Below are 15,420 nucleotides of genomic sequence, written 5' to 3' on the forward strand. Positions count from 1 at the left end.
TATTCTTTGTAAACTATAGCGTTGAGTTTATTTAAATTAACGTTAAACCCATTGAAAAGCAATGTAAATGCATCATTTGCTTGAAAAGTGATAGTTTAAAATAGATAGAGCAACAACGGGGGCTGTTTCCGTTCTCAAAACGCGATCACCGATACACCAGTTTTTAAATTGGTATTGGTTTGCTGTTTCGATTTCTGTTTCACTAAGTCCACCTTCTGGACCAATTAATAATGCAATATCAGGCGTACTATTCAGTAGTATATTTGTTTGATCTTTATTGGGGGCAAGTACAAAACGAGATGTCGGTAATTCAGATTTAACCCAGTCATTAAGAGAAATAGGCGCTAGAATTTCAGGCACACGGTTCATTCCGCATTGTTCACAGGCAGCGATTGCAACAGATCGCCAATGATCCAGTTTTTTTTGGTCACGATCGTACTTTAATCGCATTTCACAGCGATCGCTGGTTAATAATTGAATTGTGGTCACGCCCAGTTCGGTGGCTTTTTGAATCGCATAATCCATACGATCACCTTTACTCATCACTTGACCCAAAACAACATTAAAAGGCGCAGTACGATCTAATTTATTAAATTGATCAATCGACACCAAAGCATTTTTTTTGTTGATTACTGTCAGAGTGACAAGATACTCGCCACCTTTCCCGTTGAAGAAGATGGCTTGTTCTTGTTCTTTTGCGCGAAGCACACGTACCCAATGATGAAACACTGATTCTGTTAGTTCGATGGTGTTGCCAGTATTTAATTCAGTTTCGATATAAAAACGATTCATGCTTGGGTAGAGCTCTTACAAATTAGTTGAGACCAAGATCGACAACGAGTTGTCGGGTTGGTTCGGTTTGGTTCATTGAATAGAAGTGAAGAGTTGGTGCGCCGCCAGCAATTAAACGTTCACAAAGTTTCAAAATCACTTCATGACCAAAAGCTTTAATGCTTGCACTGTCATCGCCGTAAGCAGAAAGCTGTTTACGAATCCAGCGCGGGATTTCAGCGCCTGTACCATCAGCAAAACGAATTAAGTTACTTGCATTGGTAATGGGCATGATCCCTGGTGCAATTGGGATATTTACCCCAGCTTTCTCAAGACGTTCAATGAAATAGAAATAAGCATCTGGATTAAAGAAGAATTGAGTGATTCCTGCATTTGCACCAGCTTGAACTTTCTCTATAAAACGCTTGATATCAGCGTCGAAGCTGTCCGCTTGTGGATGCATTTCGGGATAAGCTGCAACTTCAATATGGAAGTGATCACCTGAATGTTCACGAATAAAGCGAACCAAGTCCTGTGCATAAGGCAACTCGCCTAAACCCACCTGACCTGAAGGTAAGTCACCACGTAGTGCTACGATGCGATCAATACCTTGAGATTTGTATAAATCTAATAGTTCAGCAATACGCACTTTGTCATCACCGATACACGAAAGGTGAGGTGCAACAGGCGTACCTTTGCCATTAAAATCATCAATCGCAGCTAAAGTACGTTCACGGGTAGAACCACCAGCACCATAAGTAATGGAAAAGAACTCTGGATTTAGCAGTTGAAGTTCTTGATGAACAACTTTTAATTTTTCTGCACCAGCATCAGTTTTTGGTGGGAAAAACTCAAAAGAAATAGGAACACGTTTCGTCATTTCAAATCCTTTTTAAAATCGCTTGGAAATTTTTAGAAAAAAGGGCAGTCCGTATAACGTCTGCCCTAAGATTCTTAGTATTTGTAAGCGTCAGATTTGAATGGACCTTCAACAGGCACACCGAGGTAATCAGCTTGTACTTGAGTTAATTGTGTCAACACACCACCAAAGCCAACAACCATTGCCGCAGCAACTTCTTCGTCTAGTTTCTTAGGAAGTACTTCTACACGGATTGCAGCTTGCTTTTGATCAGCAGGAAGATCAGCAAATTTTTCAGCAAATAAATGCATTTGACCCAATACTTGGTTAGCGAAAGAACCATCCATCACACGTGAAGGGTGACCAGTTGCATTACCAAGATTGACTAAACGACCTTCTGAAAGAAGAATTAAGTAATTGCTTTCATCTTCTGAACGATAAACTTGGTGTACTTGTGGCTTCACTTCAACCCATTTGTAACCACGTAAATAAGCTGTGTCGATTTCAGTATCAAAGTGACCGATGTTACAAACTACTGCACCAGCTTTTAAGCTATCTAACATTGCAGCATCACATACATGGTAGTTACCAGTTGTTGTCACAACAAGATCAGTATTACCTAGTAGATCATGGTTGATGTCTTCTTTCTTACCAGTTTGTACGCCATTTTTGTATGGAGAAACAACTTCGTAACCATCCATACAAGCTTGCATTGCACAAATTGGATCAACTTCAGTTACACGAACGATCATGCCTTCTTGACGTAAAGATTGTGCAGAACCTTTACCGACATCACCGTAACCAATCACAAGTGCACGACGACCAGAAAGTAGCATGTCAGTTGCACGTTTGATTGCATCATTTAATGAGTGACGGCAACCGTATTTGTTATCATTCTTCGATTTGGTAATTGAATCGTTCACGTTAATTGCAGGAACTTTAAGTGAACCGTCTTTCCACATTTCTAATAGGCGTTGTACGCCTGTTGTGGTCTCTTCAGTAATGCCGTGAATACGTTCTAAAAGAGCAGGGTATTTGTCATGAACAAGTGCTGTTAAGTCACCACCATCGTCCAAAATCATGTTGGCATCCCAAGGCTTGCCATTTACATTGATTTGTTGTTCTAAGCACCATACGTATTCTTCTTCAGTTTCGCCTTTCCAAGCGAATACTGGAATACCACGAGCAGCAATTGCCGCTGCAGCATGATCTTGTGTAGAGAAAATATTGCATGAAGTCCAACGAACTTCAGCACCGAGTTCAATCAACGTCTCAATAAGAACAGCTGTTTGGATTGTCATGTGAATACAACCCAAAATTTTTGCGCCAGCAAGAGGTTTAGCTGCTGCATAACGCTTACGTAAACCCATCAAAGCTGGCATTTCTGCTTCAGCGAGTTTGATTTCTTTACGACCGTAGTCAGCAAGGGAAATATCAGCAACTTTATAATCTGTAAATGAAGCATTCACCGCGTTCATCAGGATCTCCTAGAAAAAAATAGTATGGATCGTTCTGTTCGCGGATGCCGTTGTTGGTTAAAACGAATGTTCAACCGATCGTCGAGCCTGGCAAGTTGATTTATAATACAAATCAAATGTCGCAGCATCCCTCGACTAGGACATTATAATACTTGGAAAATAGTTTTGTTCCAATGATATTTTTTAGGAGATGGCTAGAAAATGAAGCTTTGATCTTGGGTCTTATTGAAGTTGTAAATTATTTTTATATACATCAATCAAGGATTCCAAATCCCTTTGAAATCCTAAGATCGTTATAAAGCTGTAAATAAGTCATTATGCTTTTAGGTGGTCTTCAAATTCTTCACCGAGTTGCATTGCTAAAGCATTGCCAGATAGATCGCCAGTGACTAAGCCATATTCTTTTTTAAAGCTAAAGGTAAAACCACGATTATCTGTCAGATTTTTAACTGAATATCCTAATTTTTCTAACCAAATACGAAACGCCAATAAATTTTTTGCTTTAACAACTCTGTTTTTCATACGAGAACTCCTTGTGAACCTGTAATTATTAATAAGGGTAGGTTAAAAATTTTTAAAGGGGCATTAGATAGATTTATTTTTCCGCGTGTAAGTAATGTAAAAATAGAGTAATTTCCACCTGCAGGAATTCATCTATAATTTTTATAAGTTACTGTAAATTTAGAGAAAAATAAATATTTTTTTTAGATTTTTTGAATATTAAATTAATAAAAATTTTATCTTTAAATGTAAAAAAAGATTTCACTTTCCACTTTGGTTATATCGTAAAAAGTGAAATCTATGTGATTTGGTGAGATCTTTAGAACTGGTCTTTTAGATGACGGATTCGTGCAAACTCTTCAGCGCTTTCTGTCCTCAAGAAGGGATTCGTTGCGAGTTCTAATTCTATGGTACTCGGGAGCGTAATTTGATTGGTTTCTCGTAATGCCCTAACTTGTTTCATCCTTTCTTGTAATGCGACGTTATGCGGTTCTATAGTGATCGCAAATTCAGCATTGGCAAGCGTGTATTCATGTGTACAGTATACTTTAGTTTGGATAGGCAGGGCTGCTAACCTATTTAATGAATGGTACATTTGTTCAGCCGTACCTTCAAACAGACGTCCACATCCCATTGCAAACAATGTATCACCACAAAAAAGTGCATCAATGGCTTCAATGAAGTAAACGATATGCCCCAATGTATGGCCAGGCGTTGCAATGATTTCAACTTTTAAATCATTAAAGTGAAAATGATCATCTTGTTGCAGTGGGTTGGAGATAAAAGAAATTTTGCTCAGCTCATCTCTAGGGCCATACACTGCAATATTTTCATTAGCGGATAAATCCTCTACTCCACCCGTATGATCGGGGTGCCAATGCGTGAGCCAAATTTGTTGTAGCTGCAAATGATGTTGTTCACAAAAATCTTTGACTAAACTTGCTTCTGTTGGATCAATCGCCACAACTTGTTTTGTCGTTGTATCTTCCAATAACCATATATAGTTTTTTAAGGCATTTTGTACGTCAATCGCATGGATTTTATAATGCATAGCCAATTCCTAAATCATTGTTTCATGTGGTTATTGCCAGTAAGATGATAGAGCGTCATCAACTTTTGCTAGTGTAAGTGTAAATTTCTTATCATGCAAAGTGAGCATCGAAGAGGGTATGGATGATGACTGTTTTGGACAGATAGTGACGACAAGAATAAGTGAAAATCTTTATGATTGACAAGGGGGCGGTTTTCGATAAATATGAAATAAAAGTTTTATAAGTTAATGATTTATATTCATCTTTAGATTTATATTTTATTTAAAAATGCTAAATGATTTTCGTGATTAGATTTAACAATATAAATACATAGGATTGATTAAAGGACGATGAGTTTATAAATCATAAAGAACAAGCGAGGGGGTGCTATGTCGGATTTAAAAGACCATGAAGTGGTCAGTATTTTTAAGCAATATTTATATCCGCTATCTGCCAAACTCACCGAAATGTTGAATGAACATTTTAGCCATCAAACTGAACGTCGAGGTTGTGGATATACGCAGGCAACACGGGTAATCGCTGAGTTTGTATCACAGCCGCGTGATGCGTTGGGGTTTCAGGATTTACGTATTTTTGATGATTACGATACGAAAGGATTAAGAAATATTTTAAGTCAAGCAGCCTCATACGGGCTTGAGTTAACAACATGGCGGAATCTTGATATTCATGTTGATGTTCAGCAAAGCCTAAAACGTTTAAATCCAGATGATGGCTATACGCAGAACTTACAGCAGGAAGTTGATTTTCAAGCCAAACTTAGAACACTTTATCAATATGCTGAGCGAGAAGAAAGTAGACTCATTTGTCAGTTACTTGCAGATATTATCCTTCCTCAAGATGTTCAACATATTGAAATAATTGAATGCCAAGCTTTAGAGGAAAAACCTAAGGTTGGCTCGTGTCCGATGGCAGAAAAATTCTTCTTGAGAATTGCACATCATCGTCTATTGAGACAAGGTGAAATTAATATTTTCGTCGATGAGCATGATCAGCCAGTCATGATGGAAAAGATGAATATGGGGGATAATCACTCTTGTATTAGTCTGGTTCCTTTACTTATGAATGGTGTGCGCTTACCAGCGGGGAGCCTTTTCTCTACAAACTATGAGATTGAGCCGCTAGAAAAGAATAAAAACAAACAATATAAAGGTTATGTGATCCCCATTTCTTCAATGAAAGGTTTTTGGTTTCTACGACTGACGACACTGGCGGTTTCTCCTGAAAATCGAGCGCGTGCATTCGGATATCATTTTAAACAACAAGTTGATAATGGATTATTTCGACCCGATACGACTGAATTGAGTCAATTGATGGAAATTGCTCAAGATCAAATCTATGTAGGAAATCCATGCTAAAAGCTTGCTACTCGCCACGCTATTATGCGCAAACGCATACCAATAGTATGGAGAAACTGACTGCAGTTGCTGAAGTGCTACAGCAGCAACAGTGGGTTGAATTGATAGATCCTGGACTTATAGACATTGATATCTTGAAAAAACTACATAACCCGCAATATGTAGATGCCTTTTTTGCAGGTGATTCAAGTTTCGCGACTGTACAAGGATTTAAACCTTGGAATCCACAACTACGTGATGCCATTTTGTCGGTACAGGCTGGGCAATTGGTCGGTGCTGAGATCGCATTGAAAGAAGGAATTGCTGCCAATATTGCACAAGGTTTTCACCATGCGAGTTATGATTCTGGGGCCGCTTACTGTACCTTTAATGGTTTGGCATTAATTGCAAAACAATTTCCGGACAAACGAATTTTTATTTTAGATTGTGATCAGCATGGTGGGGATGGTACTGCGATTTTCACCAATCGTATGCCGAATTTGATTAATTTTGGCATTTTTGGTATCCGCTTTGGTTGTAAGGCGGGAGAGCGTAGTTTGACTCGTTATTCATCCAAAGCAAGGTAATTTTGATTTGTATCGAGAAGCGATTTTAGAAGCTTTTCAATATGCATCACGTTGGGACGCTGATCTTATCGTTTATCAAGCGGGCATGGATTGTCATCAACATGATAAATATGGATCAAAATGGTTTACTACAGCACTCTTGTTTGAGCGTGATCGGATTGTGTTTGAGATGGCGAAGAAAATGAAAATTCCTTTGCTTTTCGTTTTGGCTGGTGGCTATCAACCTTTGGAGGATTTGGTTCCTTTGCATGTCAATACATTCAAAGCAGCGCATCAAATTTATTTTGCTGAGGTTTAGCCTAGCTATAGAAAAAATGCTCTCGCGAGGAGAGCATTGAATTGGGCGTTTAGCGTAATTTTGCTAACCATTCTCCAAATGACTGTACAAACTGAACCAATAATAAAAGTACGATAACGGTCAGGATGACCACACTACTATCGAAACGCTGATAGCCATAGGAAATAGCAAGATCACCGATTCCACCTGCACCCACAGCACCTGCCATCGCTGTTGCACCAATCAATGAAATGGTACCTGTGGTGAGATTGAGAATGAGAGAGCTACGTGCTTCGGGCACGATAAATTTGAATACAATTTGCCAAGGACTAGCACCCATCGCTTGTGCAGACTCAATAATGCCTTCATTTACTTCAAGTAAAGAAGTTTCGATGAGTCGACCAAGATAAGGACCGACATAAATGGTTAATGGTACGATAGCAGCCCATGTTCCGATTGATGTACCAACCAAAAACTTTGTAAATGGAATGACGGCGATTAATAAAATGATAAATGGGATTGAACGTAGGGCATTCACGATTGGATTGAGTGCATAGTAAATCGCACGGTTTTGTAAAATCCCGCCATTACGTGTGACTACCAAAGTAATACCTTGAATAAATCCCCAAATGCATCCAAATAGCAATGCAAAGAATACCATCTGTAAGGTTTCTTCCAGTGCCGTTACAAATTGATCAATGGATAATGAACTTTGCCAAAATGGAGCTGTGATTTCAGTCAGCCATTGTACAATTAAATCTCTCATTGGCTTACTCCTGACTGTTCAACTTTGACACCCTGACTTTCTAAGAATTGAATCGCTTCCTGAATAATCGTTGGGTCGCCTAAAAGTTGGATAAACATTTGACCGATCACAGTGCCATTAATCTCAGTCATGTTGGCAAATAAAATATTTAAACTAATATCAAATTGCTTAATCACGGATTGAATAACGGTTTCTTGGGCTGATGTTCCTAAGAATTGCAGATTATAGATACTGTTATGATGTTTGTGTTCAAGATTATTCAAGATATTGATCGGCAATTGTTGCTGCAATACTGTTTGGATAAATGTCTTGGTTGTTGGGTGTTGTGGTTGACTGAATATATCTAAGGTGCGACCTGTCTCAATGACTTTGCCAGCTTCCATGACTGCGACATAGTCACAGATAGATTCAATCACATCCATTTCATGAGTAACCATCACAATGGTGATGTTCTGTTCTTGATTAATTTTCTTTAATAATGCTAAAACGGATTGTGTGGTTTGAGGGTCCAGTGCAGACGTTGCCTCATCACATAGCAAAATCTTAGGATGATTCGCAAGCGCACGCGCAATACCTACACGTTGCTTTTGACCGCCTGAAAGCTCATCTGGATAAGCATCTTTTTTATGTTTAAGGTCAATAAAATCTAGCAACTCTGCAAGACGTTTTTCACGTTCGACTTTGCTATGACCTAACAGTTTAAGTGGCATTTCAATATTTTCAGCCACTGTTTTGGTTTGCAATAAGTTAAAGTGCTGAAAAATCATGCCAATATTTGCACGTTCTCGACGAAGTGTACGCGCATCCATTGCAGTAAAGTCTTTTTGATTAATCATCACTTGTCCGTGGGTCGGACGCTCCAGTAAATTAATCAAACGGATTAAGGTACTTTTACCTGCACCACTATAACCGATAATGCCAAAAATGCTGCCATCAGGGATCTCTAAGTTGATTTGATCCAGCGCAGTGATCGTTTGACCTTTGAGCTGATAGTGTTTGGAAATATTTTTAAATTGGATCATATCGTCAATACTAAGCAGAAAAGAAAAACAGGCAAAATCACTTTGCCTGTTTTGTTGAGAAAAGTATATTACGGATTCTCTTCAGTGAGATAGCTGATTGGCTTATTTACATCAACTTTTGTACCAGCAAAATGATCTTGTACATATTGTTTTACTGCATCAGTGTGATAAAGCGCACCGACTTTTTGTAAAACAGGATCATCTTTGCGAGATTCAGCCGTTGCTAGAACATTGACGTTTAACTTGGTGCTTTGATCAATTGGTTCATAGAAGATTGCATCTTTAAGAACGTTTAGACCACCTTCCATTGCAAGGGTATTACCCAATAAAATCGCATCAACCTCATCTTTAACACGTACAGCTGTTGCCATTTGAATTGGTTTGATCACAATGTTCTTCGGATTTTCAATCACATCAGCTGGTGTTCCTTTTACAGGATCAAAGTCAGCTTTTAATTTAATTAAACCCGCGCTTTGTAAAAGTAATAAAGCACGAGATTCATTTGCCCCATCGTTAGGGATTGCAATCGTTGCACCATTGGCAAACTCTTCAACTTTTTTTACCTTGCTTGAGTAGATTCCCATTGGTTCTAAATAAGTTGTAGAGACTGGCGCAATTTTGTCTTTATTTGCTGCATTGAATGCAACGAGATATGCATAGGATTGAAATGCATTCAAATCGACTTCTTTATTTGCAACAGCAGTATTCATTGCAACATAGTCAGTAAAATTTTTAATTTGAAGTTTTAGTCCAGCAGCTTGGGTTTCAGGCAAGCTTGCAATGTGACGCCAAATATCAGCATCAGAACCTGTAGAAGCAATAACGACAGTTTGTAATGCACCTGCATCTTTGTTCTGTTCAGCAGTGTTATCTGGCTGTTTGCTGCATGCCGCAAGCAACAACACTGATACACTTAAAAAAAGGCTAATCAGCTTTTTCATGTGGAAATCCTAACCAAAATAATGCTGAGAAAGTAATGTTATTCTCGCATTGATGTAATCGCTTTGAGGATGCAAATTGGCTTTATACAAAAAATAATCACATGAATTATTTCTTGGGTATTTGCCATTATGATTCCATGATTTTAAGAAAAATAAGTGAACATTCATGTGCTTATTTGGAACCAATAAATAATGCAGACATCCATTCACATCTTTTCAAACCAAATATTGGTCTAGCTGTTGGTTTTCTGTTGATTGGATAAAATAGCTTAATCATTTGATAATCATGAAAAAGCATATTCCTTTAACATAAAAACAACATCTAAAATTGTGCCAATCATAGCAATATTTTGGTAAGGGTTATAGTGGTCTGCATGATACTCAAGAGTATAAGCATCTGATTATCTAAAGGAATTATGTGCATAGTAAATGTAAATTAATGATAGTTTTATAGATTTTTGCAAATGTTTGATTGGTGATTTTGGTGAAATAAATAATATATATTTTTCTGAACTCTATATATGCAAATTGAATAAAGAATGTAAATTGATAGCGTTTCAGGAATAAAAAAGCCTTCCGAAGAAGGCCTTATTCACAATAAAATTATTCAGCTTTTTCGCGAGCAATTGCACGATAACCAATATCACTACGATATTGCATACCTGTAAATGTCACTTGGCCACATACTTCTAATGCATTGATCTGAGCTTCCAGTACAGTGTCACCTAAGGCTGTTACGCAAAGGACGCGGCCACCAGCAGTAACAATATGACCATCATCAGTCATAGCTGTGCCAGCATGAAAGATTTTGGTGTCTTCAGGCGATTGACCGATACCCGAAATGACATCACCTTTACGAACAGTTTCAGGATAGCCTTCGGCAGCAAGAACGATACCAATAGATTTGCGGTCATCCCATTCAGCTTCGCTTGGTAAGTTACCTTCAATACCAGCCTCAACCAGATCAACTAGAGATGATTTCAAACGCATCATAATAGGCTGTGTTTCTGGATCACCAAAACGACAGTTGAATTCGATCACACGTGGTTGACCTTGATCATCAATCATCAAACCAGCATATAAGAAGCCCGTGTAGACATGACCATCTGCTGCCATACCATCAACTGTCGGGCGCATCACTTCATTCATGACACGTTCAAAAACTTCTGCTGTAACGACGGGAGCAGGAGAGTAAGCACCCATACCGCCAGTATTCGGTCCTTGGTCGCCCTCAAAGATGCGTTTGTGGTCTTGAGAAGTTGCCATTGGTAAAATATTTTTACCATCAATCATGCAAATAAAGCTTGCTTCTTCGCCAGCTAAGAATTGCTCAATCACAACACGAGACCCAGCGTCACCGAACTTGTTGCCCGCCAACATGTCATCAATCGCATCAAAAGCTTCTTGGTTGGTCATCGCAACGATAACGCCTTTACCCGCTGCTAAGCCGTCAGCTTTAATTACAATCGGAGCGCCATTTTTCTCAACATAAGCTTTTGCAGCATCAACTTCAGTAAATACGTCATAGAAAGCTGTAGGAATGTTATGGCGTTTTAAGAAATGCTTAGCGAATGCTTTTGAGCCTTCAAGTTGAGCCGCATATTGAGTTGGTCCCCAGATTTTTAGACCTGCTTCACGTGCAGCATCAACGACACCATTGACCAATGGTGCTTCTGGCCCAACGATAACAAGCGCAACATCATTTGCTTTTGCAAATGCAATAATTGCAGGGTTGTCTAAAATATCGAGGTCAATATTTTCACATTTGTCTTCAGTTGCTGTACCCGCATTGCCTGGTGCGACAAAGACTTTAGCAACTTTTTCATCTTGTGCGATTTTCCATGCAAGTGCATGTTCACGGCCACCGCTACCTAATACTAAAATATTCATTATTAAGTTATTTCCTTTTTAAGTATCTCTAGTACATCCACTAAAAATAGAAAATTCCCCCTTGAGATGCAACTAAAACATCGCAAGAGGGATTTTTAAAATCTATTAGTGACGGAAATGACGCATACCCGTGAAGACCATTGCAATACCAGCTTCATCCGCTGCTGCAATTGTTTCTTCGTCGCGCATAGAACCACCCGGTTGAATGATACATTTGATACCAGCTTTAGCAGCGTTATCAATACCATCACGGAATGGGAAGAACGCATCAGATGCCATCACTGCACCTTCAACGACTAAACCAGCATGTTCAGCTTTGATCGCCGCAATACGAGCAGAGTTTACACGACTCATCTGACCTGCGCCTACACCAATGGTTTGACGGTTTTTTGCATACACAATCGCATTTGATTTTACGTATTTTGCAACTTTCCAAGCAAAGATCATGTCATCAATTTCTTGTTCAGTTGGTGCACGCTTGGTCACAACCTTTAGGTCATCTTTAGTGATCATGCCCAAATCTTGATCTTGAACAAGTAGGCCGCCGTTAACGCGTTTATAGTCAAGTTGTGGAGCACGTGCATCAATTGCAGGTAATTCACCGCACACCATGACGCGTACATTTTTCTTTGCGCCTGTAACTTCAAGTACACCATTAGCAATGCTTGGTGCAATGATTACTTCAACGAATTGACGATCGACAATTGCTTGAGCAGTTTCTACATCTAACTCACGGTTAAATGCAATGATGCCACCAAATGCAGACTCTGGATCAGTTGCATAAGCAAGATCATAAGCCACTTTGATACCATCTAAAGAAACGGCAACACCACAAGGGTTCGCATGTTTAACGATAACGCATGCAGGTTTTGCAAATGATTTAACACACTCAAGTGCAGCATCAGTATCGGCGATATTGTTATAAGAAAGCTCTTTACCTTGTAATTGTTTCGCAGTAGAAACTGACGCTTCTTTAGCATTTGCTTCTACATAAAATGCAGCATTTTGGTGTGGGTTTTCACCGTAACGTAAATCTTGTGCTTTATTTAACTGCGTATTGAATGTACGAGGGAATAAATCTGCTTCGCCCTCAGTTTTACCTACACGTGCACCTAAATAAGAAGCGATCATGCCATCATACTGAGCAGTGTGTTCAAATGCTTTTACTGCTAAATCGAAACGAGTCTCGTAAGAGAGTGAACCATTTTGCTTTAATTCAGCAACAACAGTGTCATAGTCAGATGCATTGACAATAATACCCACAGAAGCATGGTTTTTTGCTGCTGCACGAACCATGGTTGGGCCACCGATATCGATATTTTCAATCGCATCAGCAAGAGAGCAATTTGGCTTCGCTACAGTTTCAGCAAATGGATAAAGGTTCACAATCACCAGATCAATTGGATCAATATTGTGTTCTTGCATAACAGCTTCGTCCAGACCACGACGAGCTAAGATGCCACCATGAATTTTTGGATGAAGTGTTTTTACACGACCATCCATCATTTCAGGAAAACCTGTATGTTCAGAAACTTCTACGACAGCGATATTGTTGTCTTTAAGCAACTTATAAGTACCGCCTGTAGATAAAATTTCTACCCCGAGAGCTGCAAGATTTTGAGCAAATTCAACGATTCCAGTTTTGTCTGAAACAGAGATTAACGCACGTTTGATAGTCATGATTTAAGTCAACAGTTTGAAGTCTACAGATTAAAACAAATAGGCATAAAAAATGCCCACGAGAACGTGAGCATTTTATCAATTATTCACTCATTAAACCGTGAGCTTTTAACTTTTTACGTAAAGTTCCACGGTTAAGACCTAGAATCTCAGCAGCACGCGTTTGGTTGCCACGAGTATATTCTAAGACCACAGACAAAAGAGGTTTCTCCATTTCTGCTAGAACCATGTCATACACTTGAGATGGTTGCTCACCTTGCAATTGTGCAAAATAATGACGAACTGCGCGATCAACGTGGATGCGAAGAGCGACATCAGATTGAGCCGTAAAAATAGGAGATTTGCTATTCATGCGTGTTAATCCGAAAAATCAAATATCACTTGGGTAAAGTGATATATAAATGTGGTCTAAAATTATTGAGCCCTGTTTTAGATCCTAAAACAGTGACTCTAAAACAAAGGAACTATTAGCTTGCCACAAATCCTCGAATTGTGTAAAAAATAAGCGTAACAATAGTTAAATATTTGTTACGACCTACTTTCAAAAACAAAAAAACCAACTATGCGCTTATAAGGTAGAAGCACAGTTCGTTTAACGATTTTTTGTCTGTGAAATACGAGGAGTAAGTGGGTTAAAGCTTTCGTGGCGCGTATCATACCACTGTCTGCGAAAAAGTGAGCAAATTAACTGCACTTTTTTTATATTTTTTTGTCATTTTTTTTAATTTTTAGGGTTGTACAATTTCTAAACTATAATTTGTAAAACTATTTCTGCTTTTTGGGACCGTAAAATCGAATTTAAATGGGCTATTTGAGGGAATGCGTTGAATGGTTTTTAAGCTATCCACGAGGTAGTCTTCTGGTTTTAGTGTGATGCTTGAAATCACAACATCATTATCCTTTAGCACAACCTGTATAGAGGGGAGCAAGATACTATGCTTATTATGATTAGTAATAATACCTGAAAAACGCGTACTATCCTGTTCGGCACGTCTCAGATTGACTTTTTCAAAGTTTAAATATTTATACTGACCATCTCTTGCTTTACAAGTAATCACAGAACAGGCTGTATTAAAAGTTCTGTTTAATGCGGGGCTGTCATGCATCAGCTTCGGATTGAACCACAAAATTTGGAAGGCAAATACCAAAATTAAGGTGATATTGCCGATACCCCAAAGGGTGTAATAGAGCCAACCATGCTGTTTATCTGCAGTCTCTTCATCTATTAATAGTGTATCTTGGCTTTGTTGCACAAACCTATCTGTAAAAGCTTTTTCAGCGATATAATTTTCAAATGAAGAAGCCTACACACAAAATCTACCGCACAACCAATTGGCCCGCATATAACCGAGCACTCATGAGTCGCGGAAATATTGCCATTTGGTTTGATCCTGCTACGCAATGGTATGCTCCATCAAAAGGCAAACAAGGGCGAAATCAAACCTACTCCGACGCAGCTATCCAATGCTGCTTAATGATTAAATCCTTATTCCGTCTATCTTTACGTATGGTCACTGGCTTTGTGCAAAGTCTGATTAAACTTTGTGGATTAAATTGGACCGCACCAGATTACAGTACGCTTTGTAGAAGACAAAAGCATATTGATATTGCAATCAGCTACCAAAAAAGTAGCGATGGGCTGCATCTACTCATAGACTCTACAGGCATGAAGTTTCTAGGTGAGGGCGAATGGAAACGCAAGAAACATGGACCTGAATATCGTCGCCAATGGCGTAAACTACATATTGGTATAGATGCTGAAACCCTTCAAATACGCGCTATTCAACTCACTACAAATAATGTCAGTGATTCACAAGTGCTTGGTGATTTACTCGATCAGATTCCACAAGATGAGCAGATTGACTCTGTTTATACCGATGGAGCTTATGACACCAAGCAATGCCGTCAGGTCATTGCAGATCGGCAAGCGCATGCGGTGATTCCACCTAGAAAAAATGCGAAACCATGGAAAGATACAAAGATCAGCTCGCTAGAACGAAATGAATTACTTCGAACAGTTAAACGTTTAGGCAGGAGACTATGGAAAAAATGGTCAGGCTATCATCGACGAAGTTTGGTGGAAACCAAGATGCATTGCATTAAATTATTAGGCGATAAATTAATGGCAAGAAGCTTTCCTAGTCAGGTGAATGAAATTCATGCACGTGTAGCAGTCCTCAACAGGTTTACGGAATTAGGTCGACCACTTACCCAAGTTACGCCTTAAATTTGGCTCAATTAGGGGCGCTTTGCATTTCAAAT

The 15,420-nt window shown here is 38.9% G+C and carries 13 protein-coding genes and 2 pseudogenes; 3 read left to right on the top strand and 12 right to left on the bottom strand.

What is annotated here, in order from left to right:
* Window positions 1-72 precede the first annotated feature (72 nt).
* From F927_RS05105 to gloB, 5 genes are all read right to left on the bottom strand, one after another.
* Window positions 73-792 (bottom strand): 16S rRNA (uracil(1498)-N(3))-methyltransferase, encoded by a 720-nt coding sequence (locus F927_RS05105; protein ID WP_005082027.1) that lies wholly within the window; start codon window positions 790-792, stop codon window positions 73-75.
* A 22-nt stretch (window positions 793-814) separates the two neighbouring features.
* Window positions 815-1,651 (bottom strand): methylenetetrahydrofolate reductase [NAD(P)H], encoded by an 837-nt coding sequence (gene metF / locus F927_RS05110; protein ID WP_005082028.1) that lies wholly within the window; start codon window positions 1,649-1,651, stop codon window positions 815-817.
* Window positions 1,652-1,725: 74 nt separating this feature from the next.
* Window positions 1,726-3,108 carry an adenosylhomocysteinase gene (gene ahcY, locus F927_RS05115; protein ID WP_004638491.1) on the bottom strand — a complete coding sequence of 461 codons (1,383 nt, stop codon included), beginning with the start codon at window positions 3,106-3,108 and terminating at the stop codon, window positions 1,726-1,728.
* Between the two features lie 315 nt (window positions 3,109-3,423).
* Window positions 3,424-3,630: a hypothetical protein gene (locus tag F927_RS05120; RefSeq protein WP_004638493.1), complete on the bottom strand. Its 207-nt coding sequence runs from the start codon at window positions 3,628-3,630 to the stop codon at window positions 3,424-3,426.
* 298 nt (window positions 3,631-3,928) lie between these two features.
* On the bottom strand, window positions 3,929-4,660 hold the full coding sequence (gene gloB / locus F927_RS05125; protein WP_004638494.1) for a hydroxyacylglutathione hydrolase: 732 nt from the start codon (window positions 4,658-4,660) through the stop codon (window positions 3,929-3,931).
* 369 nt (window positions 4,661-5,029) lie between these two features.
* Between gloB and F927_RS05130 the strand changes: the two genes are divergently transcribed.
* On the top strand, window positions 5,030-6,016 hold the full coding sequence (locus F927_RS05130) for a hypothetical protein (protein ID WP_005082029.1): 987 nt from the start codon (window positions 5,030-5,032) through the stop codon (window positions 6,014-6,016).
* Window positions 6,010-6,880, top strand: a pseudogene (locus tag F927_RS05135) (histone deacetylase). The gene F927_RS05130 and the pseudogene F927_RS05135 overlap by 7 nt, the downstream one beginning before the upstream one ends.
* A 49-nt stretch (window positions 6,881-6,929) precedes the next feature.
* Here F927_RS05135 and F927_RS05140 read toward each other — a convergent pair.
* The 7 genes and pseudogenes from F927_RS05140 to F927_RS05170 all read right to left on the bottom strand — a co-directional run.
* Window positions 6,930-7,625, bottom strand: a complete 696-nt coding sequence (locus F927_RS05140) for a methionine ABC transporter permease (RefSeq protein ID WP_004638497.1) — start codon at window positions 7,623-7,625, stop codon at window positions 6,930-6,932.
* Complete coding sequence (locus F927_RS05145; RefSeq protein WP_005082032.1) at window positions 7,622-8,647, bottom strand: methionine ABC transporter ATP-binding protein; 1,026 nt, start codon at window positions 8,645-8,647, stop codon at window positions 7,622-7,624. Before F927_RS05145 ends, F927_RS05140 begins: the two co-directional genes overlap by 4 nt.
* A gap of 68 nt (window positions 8,648-8,715) precedes the next feature.
* Window positions 8,716-9,588: a MetQ/NlpA family ABC transporter substrate-binding protein gene (locus tag F927_RS05150; RefSeq protein ID WP_005082033.1), complete on the bottom strand. Its 873-nt coding sequence runs from the start codon at window positions 9,586-9,588 to the stop codon at window positions 8,716-8,718.
* Between the two features lie 603 nt (window positions 9,589-10,191).
* Window positions 10,192-11,478 carry a phosphoribosylamine--glycine ligase gene (gene purD, locus F927_RS05155; protein ID WP_004638502.1) on the bottom strand — a complete coding sequence of 429 codons (1,287 nt, stop codon included), beginning with the start codon at window positions 11,476-11,478 and terminating at the stop codon, window positions 10,192-10,194.
* A 105-nt stretch (window positions 11,479-11,583) separates the two neighbouring features.
* The gene (gene purH, locus F927_RS05160; protein WP_005082034.1) at window positions 11,584-13,158 is read right to left on the bottom strand and encodes a bifunctional phosphoribosylaminoimidazolecarboxamide formyltransferase/IMP cyclohydrolase; all 1,575 of its coding nucleotides are present in this window, start codon (window positions 13,156-13,158) and stop codon (window positions 11,584-11,586) included.
* Between the two features lie 82 nt (window positions 13,159-13,240).
* Entirely contained in the window at window positions 13,241-13,510 is a 270-nt protein-coding gene (fis, locus tag F927_RS05165; protein ID WP_001086304.1) for a DNA-binding transcriptional regulator Fis, read from the bottom strand.
* 376 nt (window positions 13,511-13,886) lie between these two features.
* A pseudogene (locus tag F927_RS05170) lies at window positions 13,887-14,402 on the bottom strand (DUF3426 domain-containing protein); the annotation flags it as partial.
* A gap of 50 nt (window positions 14,403-14,452) precedes the next feature.
* Here F927_RS05170 and F927_RS05175 point away from each other — a divergent pair.
* Entirely contained in the window at window positions 14,453-15,385 is a 933-nt protein-coding gene (locus tag F927_RS05175; RefSeq protein ID WP_020846310.1) for an IS5-like element IS17 family transposase, read from the top strand.
* Window positions 15,386-15,420: the final 35 nt, after the last annotated feature.

The organism is Acinetobacter haemolyticus CIP 64.3 = MTCC 9819 (genome assembly GCF_000369065.1).
Taxonomy (GTDB): domain Bacteria; phylum Pseudomonadota; class Gammaproteobacteria; order Pseudomonadales; family Moraxellaceae; genus Acinetobacter; species Acinetobacter haemolyticus.

Bases quoted from the DNA above. Each gene is read 5' to 3' on its own strand.
- F927_RS05105 (WP_005082027.1), bottom strand. From the start codon at position 792: ATGAATCGTTTTTATATCGAAACTGAATTAAATACTGGCAACACCATC.
- metF (WP_005082028.1), bottom strand. From the start codon at position 1,651: ATGACGAAACGTGTTCCTATTTCTTTTGAGTTTTTCCCACCAAAAACT.
- ahcY (WP_004638491.1), bottom strand. From the start codon at position 3,108: ATGAACGCGGTGAATGCTTCATTTACAGATTATAAAGTTGCTGATATT.
- F927_RS05120 (WP_004638493.1), bottom strand. From the start codon at position 3,630: ATGAAAAACAGAGTTGTTAAAGCAAAAAATTTATTGGCGTTTCGTATT.
- gloB (WP_004638494.1), bottom strand. From the start codon at position 4,660: ATGCATTATAAAATCCATGCGATTGACGTACAAAATGCCTTAAAAAAC.
- F927_RS05130 (WP_005082029.1), top strand. From the start codon at position 5,030: ATGTCGGATTTAAAAGACCATGAAGTGGTCAGTATTTTTAAGCAATAT.
- F927_RS05140 (WP_004638497.1), bottom strand. From the start codon at position 7,625: ATGAGAGATTTAATTGTACAATGGCTGACTGAAATCACAGCTCCATTT.
- F927_RS05145 (WP_005082032.1), bottom strand. From the start codon at position 8,647: ATGATCCAATTTAAAAATATTTCCAAACACTATCAGCTCAAAGGTCAA.
- F927_RS05150 (WP_005082033.1), bottom strand. From the start codon at position 9,588: ATGAAAAAGCTGATTAGCCTTTTTTTAAGTGTATCAGTGTTGTTGCTT.
- purD (WP_004638502.1), bottom strand. From the start codon at position 11,478: ATGAATATTTTAGTATTAGGTAGCGGTGGCCGTGAACATGCACTTGCA.
- purH (WP_005082034.1), bottom strand. From the start codon at position 13,158: ATGACTATCAAACGTGCGTTAATCTCTGTTTCAGACAAAACTGGAATC.
- fis (WP_001086304.1), bottom strand. From the start codon at position 13,510: ATGAATAGCAAATCTCCTATTTTTACGGCTCAATCTGATGTCGCTCTT.
- F927_RS05175 (WP_020846310.1), top strand. From the start codon at position 14,453: ATGAAGAAGCCTACACACAAAATCTACCGCACAACCAATTGGCCCGCA.